General features: G+C 35.9%; 20 protein-coding genes, 1 tRNA gene and 2 pseudogenes. 11 read left to right on the top strand and 12 right to left on the bottom strand.

From position 1 onward, the window contains the following. The first annotated feature begins 379 nt into the window (after positions 1-379). From ACM03V_RS01265 to ACM03V_RS01255, 3 genes are all read left to right on the top strand, one after another. Positions 380-1,621 (top strand): phosphotransferase family protein, encoded by a 1,242-nt coding sequence (locus ACM03V_RS01265; protein ID WP_414618926.1) that lies wholly within the window; start codon positions 380-382, stop codon positions 1,619-1,621. Positions 1,622-1,757: 136 nt separating this feature from the next. Beyond that, positions 1,758-2,849: a T3SS effector HopA1 family protein gene (locus ACM03V_RS01260; protein WP_414618925.1), complete on the top strand. Its 1,092-nt coding sequence runs from the start codon at positions 1,758-1,760 to the stop codon at positions 2,847-2,849. A 195-nt stretch (positions 2,850-3,044) separates the two neighbouring features. Further along, positions 3,045-3,446 (top strand): acyl-CoA thioesterase, encoded by a 402-nt coding sequence (locus tag ACM03V_RS01255; RefSeq protein ID WP_414618924.1) that lies wholly within the window; start codon positions 3,045-3,047, stop codon positions 3,444-3,446. A 17-nt stretch (positions 3,447-3,463) separates the two neighbouring features. Here the strand turns inward: ACM03V_RS01255 and ACM03V_RS01250 are convergent, their stop codons facing one another. The 3 genes from ACM03V_RS01250 to menA all read right to left on the bottom strand — a co-directional run bounded on the left by ACM03V_RS01250 (position 3,464) and on the right by menA (position 6,866). After that, positions 3,464-4,840, bottom strand: a complete 1,377-nt coding sequence (locus ACM03V_RS01250; RefSeq protein WP_414618923.1) for a 2-succinylbenzoate--CoA ligase — start codon at positions 4,838-4,840, stop codon at positions 3,464-3,466. Next, positions 4,813-5,805: an o-succinylbenzoate synthase gene (locus ACM03V_RS01245; protein ID WP_414618922.1), complete on the bottom strand. Its 993-nt coding sequence runs from the start codon at positions 5,803-5,805 to the stop codon at positions 4,813-4,815. The genes ACM03V_RS01250 and ACM03V_RS01245 overlap by 28 nt, the downstream gene beginning before the upstream one ends. 164 nt (positions 5,806-5,969) lie before the next feature. Continuing rightward, positions 5,970-6,866 (bottom strand): 2-carboxy-1,4-naphthoquinone phytyltransferase, encoded by an 897-nt coding sequence (menA, locus tag ACM03V_RS01240; protein ID WP_414618921.1) that lies wholly within the window; start codon positions 6,864-6,866, stop codon positions 5,970-5,972. A gap of 12 nt (positions 6,867-6,878) precedes the next feature. On the opposite strand from menA, the gene ACM03V_RS01235 reads away from it, so the two are divergent. Both ACM03V_RS01235 and ACM03V_RS01230 read left to right on the top strand, forming a co-directional pair. Beyond that, complete coding sequence (locus ACM03V_RS01235) at positions 6,879-7,163, top strand: hypothetical protein (protein WP_414618920.1); 285 nt, start codon at positions 6,879-6,881, stop codon at positions 7,161-7,163. A 9-nt stretch (positions 7,164-7,172) separates the two neighbouring features. Then, positions 7,173-8,594, top strand: a complete 1,422-nt coding sequence (locus ACM03V_RS01230; protein ID WP_414618919.1) for an isochorismate synthase — start codon at positions 7,173-7,175, stop codon at positions 8,592-8,594. Positions 8,595-8,674: 80 nt separating this feature from the next. Here the strand turns inward: ACM03V_RS01230 and ACM03V_RS01225 are convergent, their stop codons facing one another. Together ACM03V_RS01225 and ACM03V_RS01220 are read right to left on the bottom strand one after the other, a co-directional pair. Beyond that, positions 8,675-8,827, bottom strand: coding sequence for a hypothetical protein (locus ACM03V_RS01225; protein ID WP_414618918.1), 153 nt, complete (start codon positions 8,825-8,827; stop codon positions 8,675-8,677). Between the two features lie 32 nt (positions 8,828-8,859). Continuing rightward, on the bottom strand, positions 8,860-9,237 hold the full coding sequence (locus ACM03V_RS01220) for a Uma2 family endonuclease (protein WP_414618917.1): 378 nt from the start codon (positions 9,235-9,237) through the stop codon (positions 8,860-8,862). A 322-nt stretch (positions 9,238-9,559) separates the two neighbouring features. Here ACM03V_RS01220 and ACM03V_RS01215 point away from each other — a divergent pair, with 322 nt between their 5' ends. Continuing rightward, positions 9,560-11,818 carry an FdhF/YdeP family oxidoreductase gene (locus ACM03V_RS01215; protein ID WP_414618916.1) on the top strand — a complete coding sequence of 753 codons (2,259 nt, stop codon included), beginning with the start codon at positions 9,560-9,562 and terminating at the stop codon, positions 11,816-11,818. Between the two features lie 61 nt (positions 11,819-11,879). Here the strand turns inward: ACM03V_RS01215 and ACM03V_RS01210 are convergent, their stop codons facing one another. Both ACM03V_RS01210 and ACM03V_RS01205 read right to left on the bottom strand, forming a co-directional pair. Further along, positions 11,880-16,352, bottom strand: coding sequence for a CHAT domain-containing protein (locus ACM03V_RS01210; RefSeq protein ID WP_414618915.1), 4,473 nt, complete (start codon positions 16,350-16,352; stop codon positions 11,880-11,882). Positions 16,353-16,387: 35 nt separating this feature from the next. Further along, on the bottom strand, positions 16,388-16,747 hold the full coding sequence (locus ACM03V_RS01205; RefSeq protein ID WP_414618914.1) for a trypco2 family protein: 360 nt from the start codon (positions 16,745-16,747) through the stop codon (positions 16,388-16,390). A gap of 132 nt (positions 16,748-16,879) precedes the next feature. On the opposite strand from ACM03V_RS01205, the pseudogene ACM03V_RS01200 reads away from it, so the two are divergent. Continuing rightward, a pseudogene (locus ACM03V_RS01200) lies at positions 16,880-17,008 on the top strand (type II toxin-antitoxin system RelE/ParE family toxin); the annotation flags it as partial. Between the two features lie 13 nt (positions 17,009-17,021). Next, on the top strand, positions 17,022-17,327 hold the full coding sequence (locus ACM03V_RS01195; RefSeq protein WP_414618913.1) for a HigA family addiction module antitoxin: 306 nt from the start codon (positions 17,022-17,024) through the stop codon (positions 17,325-17,327). A gap of 46 nt (positions 17,328-17,373) precedes the next feature. Here ACM03V_RS01195 and ACM03V_RS01190 read toward each other — a convergent pair whose 3' ends face one another. The 4 genes from ACM03V_RS01190 to ACM03V_RS01175 form a co-directional block, all read right to left on the bottom strand. Next, positions 17,374-17,952 carry a Uma2 family endonuclease gene (locus ACM03V_RS01190; RefSeq protein ID WP_414618912.1) on the bottom strand — a complete coding sequence of 193 codons (579 nt, stop codon included), beginning with the start codon at positions 17,950-17,952 and terminating at the stop codon, positions 17,374-17,376. Positions 17,953-17,958: 6 nt separating this feature from the next. Then, the gene (locus tag ACM03V_RS01185; RefSeq protein ID WP_414618911.1) at positions 17,959-18,531 is read right to left on the bottom strand and encodes a Uma2 family endonuclease; all 573 of its coding nucleotides are present in this window, start codon (positions 18,529-18,531) and stop codon (positions 17,959-17,961) included. A gap of 10 nt (positions 18,532-18,541) precedes the next feature. After that, positions 18,542-19,111 (bottom strand): Uma2 family endonuclease, encoded by a 570-nt coding sequence (locus ACM03V_RS01180; RefSeq protein WP_414618910.1) that lies wholly within the window; start codon positions 19,109-19,111, stop codon positions 18,542-18,544. A 115-nt stretch (positions 19,112-19,226) separates the two neighbouring features. Beyond that, positions 19,227-19,300: transfer RNA gene (locus ACM03V_RS01175), tRNA-Pro, on the bottom strand. Positions 19,301-19,636: 336 nt separating this feature from the next. Between ACM03V_RS01175 and lipA the strand changes: the two genes are divergently transcribed. Further along, positions 19,637-20,518 (top strand): lipoyl synthase, encoded by an 882-nt coding sequence (gene lipA, locus ACM03V_RS01170; protein ID WP_414618909.1) that lies wholly within the window; start codon positions 19,637-19,639, stop codon positions 20,516-20,518. 393 nt (positions 20,519-20,911) lie between these two features. Here the strand turns inward: lipA and ACM03V_RS01165 are convergent. Beyond that, a pseudogene (locus ACM03V_RS01165) lies at positions 20,912-21,091 on the bottom strand (hypothetical protein); the annotation flags it as partial. A 671-nt stretch (positions 21,092-21,762) separates the two neighbouring features. Between ACM03V_RS01165 and ACM03V_RS01160 the strand changes: the two are divergent. Both ACM03V_RS01160 and ACM03V_RS01155 read left to right on the top strand, forming a co-directional pair. Beyond that, complete coding sequence (locus ACM03V_RS01160) at positions 21,763-22,920, top strand: AI-2E family transporter (protein ID WP_414618908.1); 1,158 nt, start codon at positions 21,763-21,765, stop codon at positions 22,918-22,920. Positions 22,921-23,242: 322 nt separating this feature from the next. Further along, entirely contained in the window at positions 23,243-23,863 is a 621-nt protein-coding gene (locus ACM03V_RS01155) for a TMEM165/GDT1 family protein (RefSeq protein WP_414618907.1), read from the top strand. Positions 23,864-23,893: the final 30 nt, after the last annotated feature.

Below are 23,893 nucleotides of genomic sequence, written 5' to 3'. Positions count from 1 at the left end.
TTTCTTGTACTCCTAAAGTGTTAGCTGTTGTATTCAATAATTATATTAATGTTTGTTAATGGCACGGCTGTTCAAAAACGTAATCGCGAGGATAGAACAGGCATTAAAAGGTTAAAGCACAAATTTCTATATTCGCGTAAGTAAAAATTAAAATAATATTAAAGATTTCACTATGCTTCAAAAGTGAAATTTAAAGCGACGGTAAAGATAAATTTGGCAATTTGGCAGGTATTTGTCAGGGGAATTCGATATTAATAAAGCGTAGTCATCGTTTTTTTAAGATTCCCTAAAAAAAGGGCTTCGCTGGGGAATGCTGCCACAATTAAAGCCAAAACCAAACAAAGCTAATTTTAAAGGAATCTAAGGAAGTAACCAATAAATGAAACTTTCACTGTCTTCTCAAAACGTTATCCAGTATCTGCAAGAAGCGGGTCTGAGTAGCTTAGAAGATGGCGCAACCGCCGATGCAGATTTGCCACACAGTAGTAGCCGCAAGAATTTTAATATACTGGTTACTAAGAGTGGCGATCGCAAGCTTTTGGTAAAACAAGAACTAGCCCAAGAATTCAACGGTATCCCCCATGAATTCTTTAATGAATGGCTGTTTCACCAGTTGCTTGAATCTTTTCCTGTTCTCGGCAATATAAAAGCGTTATCTCCACTAGTAGTACATTACGATGAGGAAAACTCAATCCTCGTGCGTAATTACCTTTGGGAATACCAAGGTTTGGAAAGCTATTACAGGCATAACCTATATTTTCCGCCAGAATTAGCAAGTTGTATTGGCAATACTTTAGCAACATTACACCGTGCAACTTTTAAACGCCAAAAGTGCCGCGATTTTATGGCTACTGCTCCAGCTGGGCAGATTCGCTATCAGTATTTTAATCCGGCACAGGGGGTAGATTTTCTCGATCCCTCTATTTTTGGCAAAGTTAGCAGTGCGGGACTTTCGTTTTATTCTCACTATCAAAGCCACGACTTTTTAGAATCTGCGATCGCGGATTTAGCTTCTGCGTATAATCCTTGTTGTTTGACTCACAACGATTTGAAACTAGAGAACATTTTAGTACATTCTCGCAGTTCCAATTTGGATAACGCACAAGTCAAGATGATTGACTGGGAAGCTTGTGGTTGGGGAGATCCCGCTTACGATTTGGGAACTTTGCTGGCTGGTTACTTGAAAATTTGGTTAGAAAGTTTAGTTGTAGATTCCACTTTGGAATTAGAAGAGTCTTTGGAATTAGCGGCTATTCCGCTGGAGATTCTTCAGCCTTCAATGTTGGCTTTAACTGAAGCTTATCTTAAAGCTTTCCCAATGATTTTAGAGTACCGTAAAGATTTCATCCAGTCGATTATCAAGTTTGCCGGTTTAGCATTAATCAATCAAATCCATAACAAGATTAATAGTCAGCAAAACTTGCATCATACTAGTTTGATTGCTCTAGAATTCGCCAAAAATATCTTAACTAGAACTCCCGAATATGTAATAGACGTTTTTGGTAAATCAGAATTACAAATTCTCAAACCATTTGTAAAAACTGCCAAAATACCTGTGGCTGAAAGGGAAAATAATTTAATTCCCCTTTTCTACGAAAAAACCCGCTTGCGTGGGTGTTAGTCAGTTCGTAGTTAGCATTTACTAGTAAACAGTTAACAGTAACCAGTCATAAATGGTTGCTGTTAACTTTTCTTTTCTATCAAGGGTTGCATTTATTTTTCATAACTTATAATTCATAAATTTCGATAAAATCACCATGATAGCTTCTTCTAAAACATCTCTATCAAAGACTTTCTTAAAAATTGCCACTCAGATTGAAATAGAATCTAGATTTTCCATTTATCATCTGGACTATCAACCTTTTAGTTTGCCTGCCTTGATGGTAGAAACACTTGAAAAAAGTTCTACAGCATTACAAGACAAATATCTTACTTTACTGCTGCGAAACTTCCTATATGGTATTTATTACAACAACTCGTTACAAAGTGTTTTAGCAGCAAATACCACTAATCCTAATCTTTTATTACATCAAGATTTAGAGAACAATTGTGTATTTGAAATCGATTGGCAGTTTTACAATCAATTACACCAACACAATCACGGTACGGGCTACTTAGATTCTGGCTGGCGGGTGTTACGACAAGAACCCGATGGAAGTTTAGCTGTAACTAAAGATGGTTTAACATTACACGTTGAAGAGAGTTATTTAGAACCAGACGCATTATATAGTAGAGTTGATGACTTAATTGATATTCGACTACCAAAAAATCGTTTAAATAACGGCTTCTATTTAGCAATGAGTAACTCAGGTAAACAGCAACAAGACGATTTGCAAAATGCCTGGAGTGAATTAGAAGTTGTAAGTATATTTTTCAACTTAAATCCCCAAGGTGCTATTGCTTTAATGAGTAGTCTGACTCTTAAATTAAACGCCGTTGAAATACCCTTCAACTTTCAAGTTCCCCATCATCCATTAGGTTGCGATCGCTATGATTCGGGGATACTTAATTTTCAACGTCAAGATTATCCCGCTATCCAAGAATTGCTTAGAGATATTTACGCAGAGCATCAAGCTTATTTTAAGCCAGAAACACCATTATTCGCCAAATATTTAGCACCAGGATTGAGTTTAGCCGAACAACCTTTAGAAAAACCCCTTAACAAGCAGAGCTTCGGTGTAAATCGCTGTCAAATTATTGCAAATGCTTTATTTGAAGCTTGGGAAAAAGACATCGATTCACCAGAAGAAAAATTAAATATTATTTGTCAGCACTTTGCTCTTATGTCAATTGATTTAGAGCATCCTTATCTTAATCCCAACTCCGAAGATATTTATAATTGGGCATAGGGCATTGGGGATTGGGGATTGGGAATTGGGCATTGGGGATTGGGAATTGAGAATTGGGAATTGGGAATTGGACATGGGATATTAGGCATATGAAACAAAAAGGGAGCAAGATGCTCCCACTACTATTATTTTTGTGACACGTAACTTATAACTCCTCACCTTTAACCTTTAACCTTTAACCTTTAACCTCTCTCAATGTCTTTCACATACAATCGCACGATTCGCTTTCAAGATACCGATGCTGCTGGTGTAGTTTACTTTGCGAATGTTTTAGCTATATGTCATGAAGCTTATGAAGCAGCTTTAGAATCTTTAGGAATTGATATCAAGCAATTTTTTACAAATCCATCTACTGCTTTTCCCATCATTCATGCTGATATTGATTTTATGCGTCCAATGTATTGCGGCGATAAAATATTTGTGAGCTTAACTCCTTTAAGAATTCGCGCCGAGCAGTTTGAAATTGATTATCAAATTTATATTAGTGATAAGTTAGCAGCTAAAGCAATGACTCGTCATGTTTGTATTGATGTAGCAAGTAGAAAAAAGATTGGATTGTCAGCAGAAATAGTCAAGTGTTTGGAAAGGTTACGTTAGGACGATTTTACGGAAAATTATGCGTATTCACCAACTATTTCATAAAGCTTCTGACGATTAATTTTACCTTGAGAATTACGAGGTAACGAACCAACACAAATCCAAACTTTAGGAATTTTATAATTGCTTATCCTTTCCTTAAGTAAAGCTTGAATTTCTTGATTTGAAATATGTATTTTGTTTACATAAATAGCCGTTACAATTTGTCCCCAGTGTCGATCGCCTACACCAATTACACAAACATCAGCCACCATGCCGGTTGCTCTAATTGCGGCTTCAACTTCTGCGGGATAAACGTTTTCTCCACCTGTAATTATTTTGTGGCTATTTCTTCCGACAATATTCAAATAACCTTGCTCGTCTAAAAAAGCTAAATCATCTATTTGCAAACAAGTTTGTCTTTCACCATCAAGAGGATAATAGCCAAGAGCTAACGATTCGGCTTTTATATTAATGCTTCCGACTCGATCGTTTTGTAAATTCTCTCCTTTTTCGCCGCGAATTTCTATTTTTGCATGAGGAAGAACTTTTCCGCAACCACTTCTACCTATCAGGAAATCTTCGGGTTTCATAGTCGCAATTTGAGAAGCAGTTTCTGTCATTCCGTAGGTAGGAGCTAATCTAATATGATGAAATCTGGCTTTTTGTAATAATTCATCCCAAGCTGGGGCACCTCCTAAAAGAACAGTTTCAAATTTACTCAGCAATTGAGTTAAATCAGGTTTTTGTAATAAACGTTCTAACTGAGTGGGAACTAAAGATATAAAAAAATCAAAGTTATTAGTATTTTTATTAATTAAATTTTGAATATTATTTTGACCTAATTCAAGCTCTTTAAAAGGTAAAATAACTAACTTGCCACCAGTTATCAAACAGCGCATAAACTGCATTAAACCGCTAACATGATACAGCGGCAATACACAGCAAGAATTAATTTTATCAACTTCAAAATATTCTTGAAATCCTTTTACCGAAGCCGTCAAAGTATCCCAAGTATGAACGGCGAATTTTATTTTACCCGACGAGCCACCCGTAGGAATCATGATGTATGGGAATTGGGAATTGGGCATTGGGCATTGGGCATGGGTAATAAGGCTGTCTTCTATGCTCCAAATAATATCTGGTTTGACTAAATCAAATACTTGCTGCCATTCTTGTTTTCCCCAATCGGGATTACATAAAAAGACGGGACAATTTGCTTTACAAGCGGCGATAAAACTTGCTAAAAAACGCACTGGTTGACATTGGTTTAAAATAATTTTTGGTAGATAAGAATTTTCTTGTTTAAACTTAATAATATCTAAATAAAATTTTTCGATTAGCTCAGTTAATGAATGATTATCTTCGCAAATTAAACAGTCATTATTTACAAAATATGTGAAGTATTCTTCCATAAATTATCCAAACAAATTTGCTCGTTTTCTGCAAAGAAATGATTGACACCAAAACCTACTGCTCTTTTTTGTGGCGATAATTCAGCAGCTAATGATAATGCGGCTTTTCTGCCAATACTGGTTTCAAAAACTGATGAAAATACAGTATCAATTTTATGAGTAAGGCAAAATTCGCGTAAACGTGATGGCGAGCCAATTATACCGGCTTTGATAACAAAAATTCCTCGCCAACCTTTTTCATAACAGCTTTGAAGTTGTTCGAGTGTAGCTACAGATTCATCTAAAGCTATTTTCGTAGCGTAATTACGACTCAATTCCAACATTTGTGAAAATCTATCTACCGAAAGCGGTTGCTCAATAAATTCGATTTCTAAATCAATATCATTATTTATATTGATATCATCGCATTTTTGCAGCCAAATCTCAGCTTCGTGGTAGTTTAAACCAGCATTCGCATCCAGTCGCAGTTTTGTAAAAGCAGGTAATTCTCCAGCAAGTAAGTCAAAAATAAAAACTTCTTCTGCAACCGGATAAACGCCGATTTTCCATTTAAAACTATGAGAGCCGATATCCCATACATTTCGCCATTGACTCAAAGCTGCTTTACCAGCAGGTAATAAAACGCTCTTAGTAAGATTTTGAGAAAGCTTTGCAGCAGAATTATTTTGTTCGATGGTTTCTCGTGCTGACTCAAACCCAAATTGACAAGTTGGCAATCTATCAGGAATCGAGAAAATCTTTTCATCGGTAATTTCGTTTGATAATTGCCGACAAAATGAAACCGCTTGTTGAATAGTTTCCGAGCCAAACCAACTAATCGGAGCAATTTCTCCCCATCCAACTTTCCCATTTTCATCCTGAAGACGAATAATAACACCATCCCGACTTTCCCAAATACCGTGAGATGTTTTTAAAGGAGTTGCAAATTTGCGACGATAAGAACGAAATTCAAATTGGTAAACCATCAAGCGATTTTGGATTTTAGATTGAAAATTAGGAGTTAGGAGTTAGGAGTTAGGAGTTAGGAGTTAGGAATTAATAAATTAAATTTCTCCTTGTCTCCTTGTCCCCTTGTCTCCCCATCTCCCATGCTCCATATTTAATTGATAATTGATAACTGCTCACTGATTCACAAAACAAACCCGAATCCTAATAGCAAACAGCACCAAAATTGCATTGCGATCGCGATAAATTTGGAGTTACTAATTTTAAGGGGTTGGTTGTGGTTTTCGGCGACGTGGTTACATAGTTTTGCAGCAAAAGGTAAGCTAAACCAACTTAAAAGCGTCCATAATGGAAAAATTCCGCAAAGTATAAATAACAATATCAGCGCGTAAATACTGCCTGTTAACCAATTTAAAACTTGCGAACCTCTTTGGGTTCCCAGACGAACAATTGGGGAAAGTTTTCCTGCTGCTAAATCGTCTTTGACTTGATGAAAGTGGGAACAAAATAATATCAAAGTCGTGGGAATACCAACGATTAAAGAAGCGGCTAAACTCGTTAAAGACCAACTTTGAGTTTGACTGTAATATCCTGCTGCTACTCCCAAAGGACCAAAGGCGAAAAAGCAAAGTATTTCTCCTAAACCTTGATAGCCTAAGCGGAAAGGAGGTCCTTGATACAGATATCCTAAACCGCAACATAGCAAAATTATTCCAATTAAAGTTAAGTCTTGTTGCCACCAACAAATTGTTAGTATTCCCAGCAATCCTAGACTTAGAAAGCAATTTCCCAGCCAAAAGATTAATTGTCTATTGCCCGTCAAATTAACTAGAGAATGATGTTTATTAAGATCAATTCCCGTATCAGAATCGAAGACATCATTACTCAAATTTTCCCAGGCAACAATCAAAATCGCAGCAGCTAAAAACGTGCAAAAAACAGCTGCATGAAGCACCTTTTTTTCTGCAAAAGCGACAGCAGTTCCTACCCAAATCGGCATAATCGCAACGCAATACATTGGCGGTTTTATCGCCGCCATCCATAACTTTAAGTTCGGATATAAAATCAGCTTTGTAGTCATCAGTCGCAATCAATGAAACTGCCAAATATTCTTCCGGCACAAAGCCGCAAGCGCACCCTTCATAGCTGTTGTTTTGCCAGTTCTCCCTCTTTCCTACATCCCTTGTCCAACAGGGCTGTATTTAGAGCGAAAGCTCCTGTAAAATCTACACTCGAAGCAGTTAAGGAGGTTTTTACCATCAAGGTTGACGAGCCTCCTTGGCTAGCTGGCAAAACAGCGTCTGAATGTGCTACCTGTAGAAATACGACCACGATTCATGATGCTTTAGGAAGAAAACTTCAAAAAAATTTACCCTAATTGAGATCCATGACAGTTTCACCATGTTCTGCCAAGTTTTTTATATCTAATCAAGAGCTATACCAATTTCTTGAAAAAAAACAAGCATATTGTATTAAGAATAATTGCACGCAAATAGCTAGTATTGCCGTTTATATTGACTCGGTAGATCCTTTGGTTGTCTTCCAGAAACTAGCTACAATCGATCGGCTTAATTTCTACTGGGAAAGCCCTAGCAAAAAACAAGCTATTGCTGCTATTGGTGCGGTAACAAAATTTGAAGTTAAAGGCAAAGGACGTTTTTCTGAAGCTGAAAAGTTTATCAGGTATAATCTCAGTAGAATAGTTAATTTTTGCAATGTAAATAATTCTTTTGCAAACCCGGCATTTTTTTGCAGCTTTAGTTTTTTTGATACAAATCTTCAACAAAACTATCCTTTTTCTCCAGCTACCATTTTTTTACCTAATTTGCAAATTACTCGTAAAGACGAACGCTGTATATTAAGGGCAAATATTCTAATTGATGCGGATTTTAATATAGAAAATTATCTAAAAAGTTTGTGGGATAAAATTACAGATATTAATAATTTAAAATATGATTTTATCAGCTTAAATGATTCCAAACCTAAATTTATTAAAAACTCGATCGCGAAATCTAGTAAATTTAAACAATCGGTATTATCAGCATTAGAAGATATTGGTAAAGGTGATTATAGTAAAATTGTTTTAGCGGATGCTTTAAACATTCAATTGATCGCTCCATTAAACTTGTTTAAATCATTAAATAATCTACGACAGCTACATCCTAACTGCTGTATATTTTCTACAAGCAATGGCAAAGGACAAAACTTTATTGGTGCTTCTCCAGAAACATTGATTGCAATTCACAATCGAAAATTAACTACCGATGCTTTAGCTGGAAGCGCAGCCAGGGGGAAAACACCCGCAGAAGACGCAAAAATAGCTAATATTTTACTCAACAGCGACAAAGAAAGACACGAACATTCTTTAGTAATTGATTTTATTACTCAAAGGTTGCTCAGTTTAGGCTTATTACCGCAGGTTTCAACACCTAGATTGCGACAGTTATCAAATATTCAGCATTTGTGGACACCGATTGCCGCGAAAGTGCCTCGTAACGTGCATCCTTTGCAAATAGTCGCTCAACTGCATCCTACACCAGCAGTAGCCGGTGTTGCACCCGAAATTGCTTGTCAGGAAATACGGCGTTATGAAACTTTTGAGAGAGGCTTATATGCAGCACCTTTGGGTTGGATAGATTCCGAAGGTAACTGTGAATTTGTCGTCGGAATTCGTTCCGCACTAATCGACAACAACAGCCAATCATCCCTGCTTTATGCCGGTGCTGGTATTGTACCCGGTTCCGATCCAGAAAAAGAGTTTGCAGAAATTCAACTCAAATTACAGGCATTGTTGAAAGCATTGACTTGAACAGTTAGCAGTTAACAGTCTGTAGTTTTCAGACGCGGCAAAAAACGCCTCTCGATTGCTCGGAAGGCGTTTTTATTAGGTTAATTTGATTTGGCATTTTCAAACATTACATCTTCATAAAGTAATTCCATAGGGAATTTAAAATCAACGCTTGTTAAATCAATTTCATCACCTTGATTATAGGTGTATAGTTCCCACAAACCTTTATCATTGAGTCGGAAACATTCCACCATGATTTGTTCTGCGCTAATTAAAACATATTCTTTTACAGTTGAAATTTTTTTCCTCTATCAATTCCTTCGGTACTAGGAGAAAGAACTTCGACAATTAAACAAGGATGATAAATAACTTTTGTAGCGCGTTTATCTTTTTCATTGCAACTTACCATCACATCTGGGTAGTGATAAGGGCCATTTTCTGATACACCTAGTTTTGCATCAGCCATCTGTACTTTACAGCCTTTCCCTCTAACATGATTTTTGAGAGCAGATGCTAAATTTAAAGCAACATCATTGTGGGCAAGGGTTCCCCCCGTCATAGCGAAAACTTCACCGTCAATATATTCGTATTTGAGCGGCTGTTTTTCTTCCCAGTCTAGATATTCCTGGGGTGTCATGTATTGATAATTAGGAATTGTGGCCATGATTATTTTTAAAATTTAGTTATATTTTGATGTTCACAGGTAAAAGTTTTTATATACAGCAGAATAAATTTAGTAAATGTTTCTTCAAAATAATTTAATCCTTATTCGATTTTGTTTTAATTACCTTAAATTTACAAACGACAATCTAATAGCATAAGTCTATTAAAATGGACTGAAAATATAAATCTTTCCAATTCCAAATCTATTGATAAAATGAAATTAAGGTTTGCTCATCAATAATCTTTTATCAAATTTTGGCTAAACTAAACAATTCATTTAAAACAGAATAAATACCCACCTATTCTTATCATTGGTAAATTCTATGAATAAAGATAATTCCTATCCAAAATCTCCTCCTTTTTTTGATAATACAGATACACCGGAAATGGGTGGAGGTTTACCTATTATCGGATATTGGGCTGAACATACCTTGTCACCGGAAGGAGCTAAACTTTGGAAAACTCTATTGCATAAAAGCGCTTGTTTATCCTGTGCTTGGGGTACAGGTGGACAAAAAGGTGGTTTTACTAATGAAGAAGGGGAAAAGTTACAGCGCTGTATGAAGAGTGTTGAGTCAATCTCAGCAGAAATTCAACCTGCGATTCCCAAACAGTTTTTTGAGCAACGAAATATTGAACAATTACAGCAACTTACGTCACGAGAAGCAGATAGATTGGGAAGATGGAATTTCCCTGTAATTTTACGTTCTGGCTCATCGCATTACGAACGCATTACTTGGGATGAAATTTATAGTATTTGTGAAACAGCTTTTGCTAAAACCCCCGAAAGAGTAGCTTCTTACAGTTCCGGACGTTCATCCAACGAAGCAGCATTTTTATTACAGCTGATGATGAGAACTTTGGGTTCTAATAACTTAGCTGACTGTTCGGATTTGTGTCACGCTCCTTCAAGTTTTGGATTAAAACAAACTTTGGGAACTGGTACTTCTGTTGTTAGTTTGGAAAGTTTGAAACAAGCAGATTGCATTGTGTTAGCGGGTTCCAATGCTGCTTACAATCATCCCCGGTTGATGAATGAATTGATTAAACTGCGCGATCGCGGTGGTAAGGTAATTGTAATTAATCCGATGAAAGAAGTCGGTTTAGTTAAATTTGCTTCTCCTGCTTTTGTAAAGTCGCTGCTTACAGGTTCCGATATCGCTTCAATTTATTTACAGCCGATTCCCGGTAGCGATGTGGCATTATTTACGGGAATTCAAAAGGCTTTATTGGAAAAAGGTAAGATTCAAAACGAGTTTTTACAAGCTTATACGGAAGATTGGCAAGCAGTAATTAGTCACCTTGAAAATACAGATTGGGAAACCATTATTTCAACTTGCGGTGTCTCTCAAATTGAAATAGAAACCGCTGCAAATATAATTATTAACTCGCAAAAAGTTGTATTTGCTTGGGCTATGGGTATTACTCAACAAAAAAACAGTGTTGATAATATCTATAGCATTGTCAATACCGCTTTAATGACTGGTAATATTGGCAAAGAAGGAACCGGAGTCATGCCAATACGGGGACATTCAAACGTCCAAGGTTTTGGCTCGATGGGTGTCACGGTAAGATTGAAAAAAGAAATTCAACAAGCATTAGAAAAATTATTAGGTCGTTCTTTAAGTAAAGTCAAAGGATACGACACCCACGCTTTAATTGAAGCCGCTGACGCTGGAAAAGTTGATACATTAATTTGCGTCGGTGGTAATTTATATGCTGCTAATCCCGATTTGAATAAAGTAAAACGAGCGCTAAATAAAATTGAAACCATCATTTATTTAGCAACAAAACCAAACCTCGGTCATTTTAATGGATTAGCTAATCAAAATACAATTATTATTCCCGTCTTTAACCGCTTTGAAAATCCCCATAAAACCACAGTTGAATCCGGTAATAACTTTGTTCGACTCAACGATGAAGGAGAAACCCATCTCAAAAAAGCCGATTTAATTTCAGAAGTAGACTTTTTAACCGAATTAGCATATCGAATACATGGAGAATATCCCGTCAACTGGCGTAAATTACAAGATACAAAATACGTCAGAGAATTGATAGCTCAAACAATTCCCGGATACGAAAAAATAGGCGAAATTGACGAAACAGAAGAAGAATTTACCATTAGCGGCAGGATTTTAAAAAGTCCTAAATTTTCTACAGCTTCCGGTAAAGCTAAAATGTTTGTTACACCATTACCTATATTAAAGCTTCCAGAAATAAAAGACTTTAAAGTTGCCGAAAGTACGCAAGGAATAGTTGTCGCATTAATGACCGGACGTAGTTACGCTCAACATAATACGGTGGTTTATCAAACTGAAGATAAATATCGGGGAATACCGCATAGAAACTGTATTTTGATGAATAAAAATGACGTTGAAAAAGCTGGTTTTGAGCAACATCAGCGGGTAACTGTGAAAGGAAATGTGGGGGAATTAGAGAATGTAGAAATTATTTTTGGAGAAGTGCGTGAAGGTGCGGGAGTGATGTTTTATCCGGAAGTTAACGTTATTTTTAAAGCGGAAGTTGAAGAGCGTTGTGGTACTCCGGCTTTTAAGAGAGTTCCGGTTTTGGTTTATAAATAATGATGTGGTTATATTTTACTGCGTATTTTAAATAAGTTAAAAAATATTCAGCTTATATAGTTTATTTTTCTCTCTGTATAAAATTGTTTACACGTTCTAAAAGTTCTTCAAGCCATTCAAAAGCAGCAGATGGAGTTGTAACATTGTTCAGTAGTTTTTCAATTCTTTGGCTATGCTCTTGCAATTTATCAAGTACATTTCCATGACAGCAATTGTCTAAAGCCATATCAGATAAGATGTATCTAATTTCAGTACTGTCGGGATATTTTTCTAATATATTGAAAGTGATAAACCAAAAATTGGGTTTAGAACCCGACAAAATTGAACAAACCAACTCTGCTTGCTTTTCATTTTCTAAAGCAAATTCTAAAAGTAAATCACAGTCAGTTTGTTGGTTAACGACTGCGGAAATATGACGTGTAATTATATAATTTCGTGACATTTCTGCTACTCCAGAAGATAGAACCATGCGAACAGCACGTTTCTTATCCGCTTGATATAAAAATTCCCAAAATTCTCTTTGTTTATAGTAGTTAATAGGATTCCAATATCTTAATTCATAAGGTAAAACTAATAGCTTCTCCAAAAGTGTTTCTAACAAAGTGAAGCCACGTTCAATATTGAAGTTTACTAACTTACAAGCAATTTGGTCACATTTATATTCATCAATATATGACTTATTTGGAGCTTCTAGACACTGCCATACAAACTCTGCAAGCTCACTTTCCAGAGATTGTTGGTTATGCAGCCACATAAAAACAAAATCAATAACTGCTGCTACATTTTCTAGTTCTAAACCTGCAATTGCTTTAAGAAGACGCAAACAATCATTAGAAGTTAATCTATGAAACCACCTACCAGTACTTAGTACTCGTTCAACATAGATACGATGAACACGTTTTTCGTGAATCAGTTTTTCTACACGTTCAACTCCTGCTAAATCACCACCAATATATTTAGTAGCATTAACAATCGCTTCACCTTTCACATCATAAGCTTTGGTTAGTTGATCGAGTCTTTCGCTAACAAATGAGCGGTTAACTTTACCTAAACCACCAAAGTAAGCAGAAAAAACAAATTCACCTTTATCTTTAGTACCTATTTCTTCAATTTTTGGTAGCCACTTTCGTTCAGAATCTACATTCCCAAGGCAAAAACAAAAATCATCTCCTTGAGCTTCTGCTGAACATAACCATCCTAAAAGTTCATCACTTAAAATTTCTGGCTTTTCTATTACTTCTTTAGCAAGGATTAGCGATTCTTTTTCCTTTCTATATACAGTTTGTCCATTTTGTTCTACTTCATATTTTGTATGTTCTGGAGTCCATTTACCTGCCCATCTTTTTAGTCTTAATGCAAAATCGGCTTTATCCAGCTGATTAATTAAATTTTTGATTTGTGCTAAAAAACTTTCACACTGAGCAAATCTTTCTTCACAATCTTTTTCCTTCTGTGTTTGATAATGACTGTAAACAGATTCCAATGCATCAGCCAATTTGGAAACAGAAAGATTTACTTGATTATTTATCACCCAATCGACAAGAGTTTTGAATTTTCTAAGTGTAAACTCAGGTGAGAATTGGAATTGGAGTAAAGCAAATTCAGCAATTGTATTTGGGAGAGCAACACTTGCTGCTTCAGCCACTTTGGGTTCTTCTGACTGAGCTAATTCTATTAAAAATTCTAATAAGTCTTCACGATATTTCCACACTTCACCCCAAGTTATAGCATTGGGCATCAAATCAATAGGTTTATTTCCACTTTCTTCACGTAGAGATGTATATACCCAGCGATAAAGAATAGTTTGAATTGCTTTAATACCTAATAAGCGCGATTCAACCGAAGATTCTGGCGCAATTATTGTCTTAAAAAATTCTAGTCTACGTTGAAGTGATAGCGGTATTTGTGAATGAAAAGGCTGAAAACATTGGCTGAATTTGCTAGCAACGCTATTGCTTCCATAATTTTCAACCTCAGTTTCAGCAAGTAATCCTAAATATTGTATTCCAGAACGACTTGTTTCTTGACGGAATATGAGTTCTTCAATAGACCATACTAAAGCATCTCTCTCTGAATAGATTATAGATTTACGCTCTTCAAAAGTTAGATTTTTCAAATCATTCAGAAGTCTTTTAACTTGGTTTGGAACTGCACTGGCTGTTACTCGCAATATTTGTCCATTAGAAAGTGCAGTTTCTAAATCTCTGAGCAAACCATTTGAACTAAATAGCTCATTCCAGAACCAAGAAATTTTTGCTTGTTTTAATTGTGCTAGCCTTTGGAGTAAACGCGAACGTCCATCTTGACTCAATTCATTAAACAGTAGTAATAGTTTGGATGAATTATTTTGTAGCAATTCCTCAGCTAGAGAATTTGCAAGTATTGGTGGAATGACCTCAACGTATAAACCTCTAACCTGAACATAACCAGCTTTTTCAATACTCTCAATTTCTTTTAGAATTTGACCGGGTTGAATGTCATCTCCAAAGAATTGACAAACAAATTCAATTTCCTCATAAAGTTTGTCTTTAATACCGATATATGTTAGTAAACTTAAAATTTGAAGTATTTTAAGAAAATTTCCGTTAAACTGCTTGTCAACTTTTTGCTTTAAGGTATCAGTTATTTCTGATATAAAGTTATTATTTTCATGTCTAAAATCGGGCAATAATTGAGCTGCTATTACCAATATTCCTGGATTTCCACCAGCTTGTTTAACAACCCATGATTCCACACTATAATCAAAGTCAGCATTTGCAGTCCTTAAAAGTTCTCTAGAATCATCTTCAGAAAGCGGCTGGATCTGAATATGATTTATTCGCTTATCTAGTCCTAAATAGGGAATAGGATAGTTTTTTACCGTAGGTAAGGTAATTACAAGTTTTAAATGTTGAGAAACAATCGCTTTATTAATAAAATGTTCAACTTTGTCTAAAGTAGGATCTTCAATAACAACAATAATTTCTAAACTCTTGTCCTCTAGACTCAGCAGCTCGCTTACACTCATAGAACGAGGATCGCGTGTGATAACAGTTCTAGTAGAACAATGTTTTGTTGCTTCGAGTACGAGTCTTGTTTTTCCAATGTTGTGTTGTCCGGAAACAATAACTGCTCGAATTTCATTATTATTAATTACAGTTTGTAAATCTTCTAGTTCCTTATCTCTACCAACTAATATAGTATTTGTACAATAAGATTTTACCTTTTTGAATTCAGACCAAGCGTTTTCCCATTTTGAAAACAACTTATTTGACGAACTGTGCTTAAACAACTGTCCCCCTTGATTATCCTGCCAGCGCAGATACAATACGGGACGATACCATTGATTACCTTCCACACCCATCGCTTCTCTTCCCTGACTTATTGCCACAGCAAGAGAATTCTTTTGTCCCAAGGAACGATAAAATTGCTTTGCGAATTCAGTTGCAGCATCAACCCTCACAGAATACTGCATCGCTACCACTGCGGGAATACGGTGATTTATCAAATTTTGAGCGCTACCGTTAAATACAGATTCACCTTCTAAAGCCATTGCTGATTGACAAGCACTCAACACCACCAAAGCTACACCACTAGATTCTTGATTATTATCAGCAAAACCAGAAATTTGCAGTAATGCTCCCAACTCCTTAGCACTTAGATAATCTGGTTTACCGGCTTCACTTTCAAATGCTAAATAACCTTGAGCCTTCGGTAATTCACTATTGCATTCACTACAGTGGGTTGCAGAAATTCTCTTATGTATAGTGCTACAGTCTTTATTTATACACCGCTTGGCAAAAATTCCATGTCCATCAAAATGCACTACATGGGGAGCATCATTTCCTTGATGTTCGGTCAAATATTTTCTTAATTCATCAATAGTCGCATAATCTAATTCATCAAGGTTAATATCTCCGTCTTCGCTAGCGGTTTCTAATCCTTTATAAATAGCCTGCTGTTCTTTTTTTGAAAGTTTTTGCAATCCTAATTCTTTATCAAAAGCAGCAGAAGATATCAGTAAAACATTTAGCTGTTCAACAGGTGGTAAATTGGGAGGAAATTTATCGTGAGCAATGTAGCGAGAAAAAGTTACTTGATGATGCAATAAAAAATCTTGTCCATCATGTATTAATTCCCAAGGATAATCAGCTAATCTAGAACGCTTGCCCGAATCGTCTTCAAATCTTAATTGAACGTGTAATTGGGTATTTTGATTTTGAGCAATTTGCAAAGCAGTTTTGAAAGCATTTTCAACTTTACCAAATGGAAACAACGAACGATATAAACTTTGACCAATATTAACTAAATAATTGGTATTAAAATCTTTACCATCTTGAGCGAGAATACCCACATCTCTCATCCAATTTTTCTCTTCACAGGAAAAATATTGGGAATTGAAACCACTGATTTCCAAACTTCTGAGCAAAGTCATTCGGCGATCGCCTTCATCATCAGAAAACGGTAATGATGAATCCGTTTCCCCCGACTGGGTGACAATTGCTTTAAATCGCTTTTCGTTTATGCCAGACAGGTATAGCTCAAATGTTTCCATAAAACTGCTTTATTAATGCTGTTGCTGAAGACGAATTAAAATCCGGGTTGTTCGTTTCCTTTCATTCCACCTTCGATACTTGTCTCCAATAATTCATTCCAGCGTTCCGGATATTTCTTCTTATATATTGCCAGCATTTGTTCTTTATTTAACAACGGTGAGAGCGTTACCTTTACCTTCTGGACATCATCTTGACTGTTTCCCCCACCCAATTCGAGAACGTATATTTTAATTCCTGCTTTTCCTTCATTCTTCACCGTCACTTGCAATTCCAACTCTACAGAATCGACGCTGAGTAAAGGAATATCCTTTTCGTTTTCCGGTGAAGTTGTTAACAATTCTTGTTTAACCTGCTCAATTAACTCTGAGAGTCCTATGAGGTTTTGTTCGGACATGGGAATTTTCTGTAAGTAAATCAGTATACATATTTACTTTTGGATAATCCCATGAATTCTTAAACATAGGTATCAAATTAATAGTATTTTCACAATGATGAGAAGTTGAAAGTTATAGAATGAGTATAAAAAGGCAATTCTTTCAGAAAGCTACGCGATCGTAAAGGTCAATATAGCATTCGGATTAATAACCAATATCGAATTTGCTTTATATGGACACTCCAAGACGCATCGGAAGTTGAAATAGTCGATTACCATTAAAGATAAATAACAGATGAAAATACCAAAATATAGACCCCCCACACATCCAGGTGAAATATTACTTAAAGATTTTCTCGAACCAATGGAAATAACCCAACGGCAACTCGCAGATGCACTTCACGTTCCCTATCAGCGAATAAATGAACTTGTAAATCAAAAGCGAGGTATTACACCTAGTACAGCAATACGATTATCAAAATTCTTCGGAAATAGCTCGCAGTTTTGGTTGAATCTCCAACAAAATTGGGAACTCTACCACGTTTTTAAGGAAGAAGAAGAGGAACTAAAAACTATTTTGCAATTTAAAAGCATTGGGTAATGAATATAATTTCTTGCCTGTATATTATTGATGATTAATTTTCAATTCACTCAAAAATAACTTCTAAATCCAAAATAAACCCTTCCAGAACATCTTCCCCAGACAAACTTGTCGGAGAATTCAAAACTTCCACTTCCTTACCAGCACGATAAATTTCAACTTGCTTATCTTTCGGATTAATCAACCAACCCAACCTCAAACCATTTTCAATATACTCTTGCATCTTCTTTCTAGTATCTTCCACATCATCGCTTTCAGATACTAATTCCACTGCAAAATCGGGACACAAAGGTAAATATTTCTTTCTTTGTTGTGGTGTCAAAGCATCCCATCTTTCCATTTTTATCCAAGAAGCATCGGGGGAACGAGTTGCACCATTAGGAAGTTTGAAACCAGTTGATGAATCAAAAGCTTTTCCTAATTTATTTCTACGACTCCAAAACCATATTTGACCGATTAAATCAAAATTACGATTTCCTGTTTCTCCTCCAGTAGGTGACATAATAATTAATTTTCCTTCAGCAGTTAGTTCTAAACGTAATTCTTTATTAAATTGGACAATTTGCTCAAATTCCTCATCTGTAAATTTGAGTTCGGGAGGCATTTGTAAAGTTAAAGCTGTCATAATAATTTATCCTAAATTAATTTTAATTACATCTTCATAAATTTCAGCCATCGTTAAACTTAAGTCAATCGAATCTAAACGTAATTCATCATCTTTACCCAAGATTTGCATTAACCAGTTACCTTGATTATCTTTACGATAAACTTCCACTTTTATTTCATCTTGGGAAATTAAGACATATTCTTGTAAGCTTTCAATATTTTGATAATTAAGGCGTTTTTCTCGCTTGTCTATAGTTTTAGTAGAATTAGATAATACTTCTACAATTAACTTTGGGCTAGTTTTAAAGTATCTTTCATTATCATTTGGGTTACAGGTAACTAATATATCGGGATAATATAAAATATCTGCCTTTTGAACCTTGACTTTAACTTTCATATCTGAAGCAAAAGTACGACAAGGAGTTCCGCGTAAATGAGAACGCAGTAAGGTATAAATATTTCCTGTAATAAAATTATGTTCTTCACTAGCACCAGCCATCGCGAAAACTTCACCATCTACATATTCGTGGCGAATTTCGCTGGTTTGTTCTAATTGAAAGTATTCTTCAACGCTAAGAAAGTTGATTGCGGACTGCATAGCTTTTCTCCTATAAGCTAATTACATCTTCGTAAATTTCAGCCATTGTTAAACTTAAGTCTATCGAATCTAAATGCAATTCGTCATTTTTACCCAAAGTTTGCATTAACCAATTACCTTGATTATCTTGACGATAAACTTCCACTTTGATTTCATCTTGGGAAATCAAGACATATTCTTGTAAGCTTTCTAAAGTACGGTAATTAACAAGTTTTTCTCGTTTATCTGTTATTTCCGTACTAGGTGAAAGCACTTCTATAATTAAGCAAGGGTAATTTAAATAAAAACGGTCTTTGTCATCGGAATCGCAACTAACAACAACATCAGGATAATAAAATATATTTTTATTTTGATTGATTACTCGTATATTCACTTTCATATCAGCCATGAATACACTACAAGAACTACCTCTTAAATCAGAACGTACTCTGCTAGCAATATTTAAGCTAATAGTATTATGTTCCTTACTACCTCCAGACATAGCAAAAACTTGTCCACCAAGGTATTCGTGACGAATTTCGCTGGTTTGTTCTAATTCCAGGTATTCCTCAACCGTAAAAATATTGATTGCAGACTGCATGATTTTCCCTCAATTCTTAATACTGTAGATGAGATTCTAACTTCACCTCTATTGTCCTACAGTTAATTAATTGGAAAAATTAAAAAGACTATAAAATTCAATATTCTAAAAAAAATCGGGATGACTGGATTTGAACCAGCGGCCCCTTCGTCCCGAACGAAGTGCGCTACCAAGCTGCGCTACATCCCGGCAGTAGCCTTGCGGTTATTATCATATCACAGAATTTTAATGGAGAGATGGGGAGGCAAGGGGACAAGGGAGAAGTAATTATCAAGAACTAACTGCTCACTGTTCACTAGACATCTCCAGAAAACATTTAGATAGTTTAATTTTATACGCAAACCTAACCCCCCTACCCCCCTTTCCAAAAGCGGAAAGTGGGGTTTTTTAAGCCTCTCTCCCAGTGGGGGAGAGGTTTGGAGAGGGGTATTTTCTTTTCCTGCGATGTCTACTGTTAACTGTTAACTGCTCGCTGAATTTGCGTTACCATAAATCCTGTATATCAACAAGTGGTAAGGACAGATTGTGACTGTAAAACCAGACTGGTTGCGGGTTAAAGCTCCTCAATGGGAACGTGTTGGTAATGTTAAGGAAACTTTGCGGGATTTATCGCTGAATACTGTTTGTGAGGAAGCGTCTTGTCCGAATATTGGCGAGTGTTTTAAAGCAGGTACCGCTACGTTTTTAATTATGGGGCCAGCCTGTACTCGTGCTTGTCCTTACTGCGATATTGATTTTGAGAAAAAACCCCAACCTTTGGATTCGACGGAACCCACACGTCTTGCGGAAGCTGTACGTCGGATGAAGCTGAATCATGTGGTAATTACTTCTGTAAACCGCGACGATCTACCCGATGAAGGTGCTTCGCAGTTTGTTCGCTGTATTGAAGCGGTTCGGACTATTTCACCGTATACTACTATTGAAGTTTTAATTCCCGATTTGTGCGGTAATTGGGAAGCGCTACAAATTATCTTGAAAGCACAACCGGAAGTCCTCAACCACAATACAGAAACGGTTCCCCGGTTATATCGTCGCACCCGTCCCCAAGGTGATTATCAACGAACTTTGGAATTGTTGAAAATCTCGCGTCAAATTGCACCTTGGATTTATACTAAGTCAGGTATTATGGTTGGACTTGGCGAAACTGATGCAGAAATTCGTCAGGTTATGCGAGATTTACGCGCTGTTGATTGCGATATTTTAACAATTGGGCAATATCTGCAACCGAGTCAAAAGCATTTAAAAGTAGGTGATTTTATTCATCCCGAACAGTTTGCAGCATGGAAAAAATATGGTGAAGAAATTGGTTTTTTACAAGTTGTTTCTTCTCCGTTGACAAGAAGTTCTTATCATGCAGAACAGGTAAGAGAATTAATGAAGCAATATCCACGAGAGAAAAGTAACTGATATAAAAAAAGCCCCCCTTAACAAAGGGAAGCCACTCCGTTGCGGAGGTCTCCTCCGTTGTAGGAAGTGGCGTGGGTTGGGGGGATCTGAACGCTTAGAATCAAAACCCATCAATTATAAGCTGCTAATTCCTTTAAACTCGTAATAGTTGAAGCAGTCAAACCTGTAACTTCTGTCATATTAACTTTTTCTAATAATCTATTATCTTTAAAAGAAGCAACTAGCTTACCCCAGCGAGTAATAATGAAGAGTTAAAACTCTTACTACTAAATAAAAAAAGACGATACACCATACAGCGTATCGCCAATTAAAAATCAATAATCCAAAATCCAAAACAAATACATCCGTTGTTAAAATCTAAAATCTAAAATTTAGAAGGTTGTTTGCATCAAAACCAGCCTGCACTTGAGCAATAAACTCGCTATAGGGCGCTTGAGGAGATTCAGTCGCCAAAAAACTGGGAACGATAAAATTAAGCAATAATAGCAAAGTCAGCAATATAAACAAGCTGCCGCCAAATTGCCGCATTTTCGCTGGCTTAATTGGACTTTTATTTTTATTGTCAACGAACATTTTATTTCCTTATTTTCGATTGAAGAAATATAACAGCAAATATTTTGACTAAATCCTTACGAATAGGGAACAGGAAAAAGTAAAAAATATTGATTTTTTTTGAGATACGTAGCGCAGCACGAAAATATATTCGCGCTCCTAATTCCCTTAAATAAATAATTTCTCTACTGTAGATTTGTTGGCATACAATGCAAACGAACAATTATAGAATTGTATTTTTAACAAATTTTTAACAGATATTTAAGTATTGCAAAGGAAAAAGATAAATTGGTTAATTACCGATCTAAAATACAAATCAGTTTTAATGTTACATAATTTATTGTAGAAAATTGCTAAAAAGCGTTATCAGTGTCTACCCTACCTCTATATAGGTGTATAACCGTACATAAGATGAAAAATCAATTTATATTTATATTGAAAGTCTTGTTTCTTTCTGGAGCTATTTCACTTTTTATTAAATATTTAGCTCCTAGTTTGTCGATTCCGGAAACAGCAACAAACGCTTTGATTATTATATTGTTACCAAACGTAATTATGGCAACTATTTTGATATGGCAACTATTTAAAGAACAAAAAATTAACTAAATTTACTTAGGCAGAAGTAGCTAATTTCAGCTAACCTAGCAACATTATCCGTAAATAATTATTAGCCTTGAGCCAGGAGTTTAAGCGTGAATTTGGGTCAATGGATTGGTTTAATTGCCTTAACGATTTCTTTGTATATTCTGTGGCAGATAAAAGAAGTCATTTTACTTATATTTGCCGCAGTTGTTTTAGCTACGACTTTAAATAGATTGGCTCGAAGGCTACAAAGTTTGGGTATTAAGCGCGGTTTTGCAAAATTTTTAGCAATAACCATTTTTTTTATTGGCGTAATTGGTTTTTTCTGGCTAATTGTGCCATCTTTTATAGTCCAGTTTCAAGAATTAAGTTATCAATTTCCTAAATCATTGCAGCGCCTCAATGTTTGGCTTTTGGAATTGAGAGGACAGCTTCCGAGCCAAGTTATTCCATACATACCCGATATAAATAGTCTTTTAAACCAAGCCCAGCCATTTATTAATCGCGGTTTGGAAAGTACTTTTGCTCTGGTTTCGGGTTCTTTAGAAGTAATACTAAAAATTTTATTAGTGTTGGTTTTAACAGGGATGTTTATCGCAGATCCTTTATCTTATCGTAAATTGTTTGTCAGGCTTTTTCCCTCGTTTTATCGAAGAAGAGTAGAAGGAATTTTGGATGAATGCGAAGTGTCCCTAGAAGGTTGGGTAACTGGTGCTTCGATTGCGATGTTTTTGGTAGGACTTTTAAGTGTAGTAGGGTTATCAGTATTACAAGTACGTTCGGCTTTAGCTTTGGGAGTTTTAGCAGGATTTTTGAACTTAATTCCCAACTTAGGTCCCACCTTAAGCGTATTCCCAGCAATGGCGATCGCGCTGTTAGATTCTCCTTGGAAACCAGTTGCTGTATTGGTTCTGTACTTTTTTATCCAGCAAGCTGAAAGTAATTTTATTACGCCTATAGTTATGGCGCGGCAAGTTTCTTTACTACCAGCGGTGACGTTAATATCTCAGCTATTCTTCGTCACATTTTTCGGCTTTCTAGGATTATTTTTAGCACTACCTTTAACCGTAGTAGCAAAAATTTGGATGCAGGAAATAGTAGTTAAAGATGTTTTAGATCAATGGAATATCAAGCTGAAAACACAAGCTGAATGCGTTATCTTAGCAGAAAATGTCGAAATTAATACATCTGAAGATAATACGACTATTGAAAACGAACAGCCAGTTGTGGAAGAAAATATTGAAGATAAAAATGTGAATATTGATTAATTATTAAGGCTCTAAGGGATTAGGGAATAGGGAACGGTGAACAGTGGTAAAAAGTAATAAATAAATATTATTAATTAAATAATGAATTTACAAAAAAACTGTATAAGATAAATGATGTGAAAGTGAATAATCTGAATTTAATTAACTTAAATTAAATTTAAGTTAATTTAGTTAATTTAAGTTAAATGGATAAGAGCAAACCATTATTAACTATGCCCTATGCCCTATGCCCTATTCCCCATTCCCCATTCCCCATTCCTAAAAGTCCGACGGAGTTTTATAATATGTGAATGTCCGAACCGCTAAACGATTATATATTTGAGTGCTAACAGCTTTTATTTCAGGATTTTTATTAATAACAGTTTCCGAAATTGGCGACAAAACCTTTTTTATTGCCATGATTTTGGCAATGCAGCATTCTCGAAGATTGGTATTTGTAGCAGCTATTTCAGCTTTAGCAGCAATGACAATGCTATCGGTAGGAGTAGGGCAAGCAGCTTCTTTATTACCAGAAATTTATATTCATTACGCAGAAATAGCTTTATTTATAATTTTTGGCTTTAAATTAATTTACGACTCTACTCAGATGCCTAGTGAAGCTTGTGACGTGGTAGTAGTTGGAGAAGCCAAAGAAGTAGTAGAAAAAACAGATTTGCAGATCGTAGACGAACAAAATATTTGGGCAATTTTACTGAAAGCGTTTGTATTAATTTTTGTCGCTGAATGGGGAGATAGAACTCAAATTGCCACCATTGCTTTAGCAGCCGATAACAACCCAATTGGAGTAACCATTGGAGCAATATTAGGACACGCCATTTGCGCCGTAATAGCCGTTACTTCCGGAAGAATGTTAGCCGGACAAATCACCGAACGTCAACTTACCTTCTCTGGTGGATGCCTCTTTCTGATATTTGGTGTAGTGGCAGCGATTCAAGGAATGTAATCAGTTAACAGTTAACAGGAGAAGTTGGGA

This window comes from Calothrix sp. CCY 0018, from assembly GCF_963920925.1.
GTDB lineage: Bacteria > Cyanobacteriota > Cyanobacteriia > Cyanobacteriales > Nostocaceae > Rivularia.
Note: the sequence above shows the minus strand (reverse complement) of the source record. Positions and strands in the feature narration are given on the sequence as shown.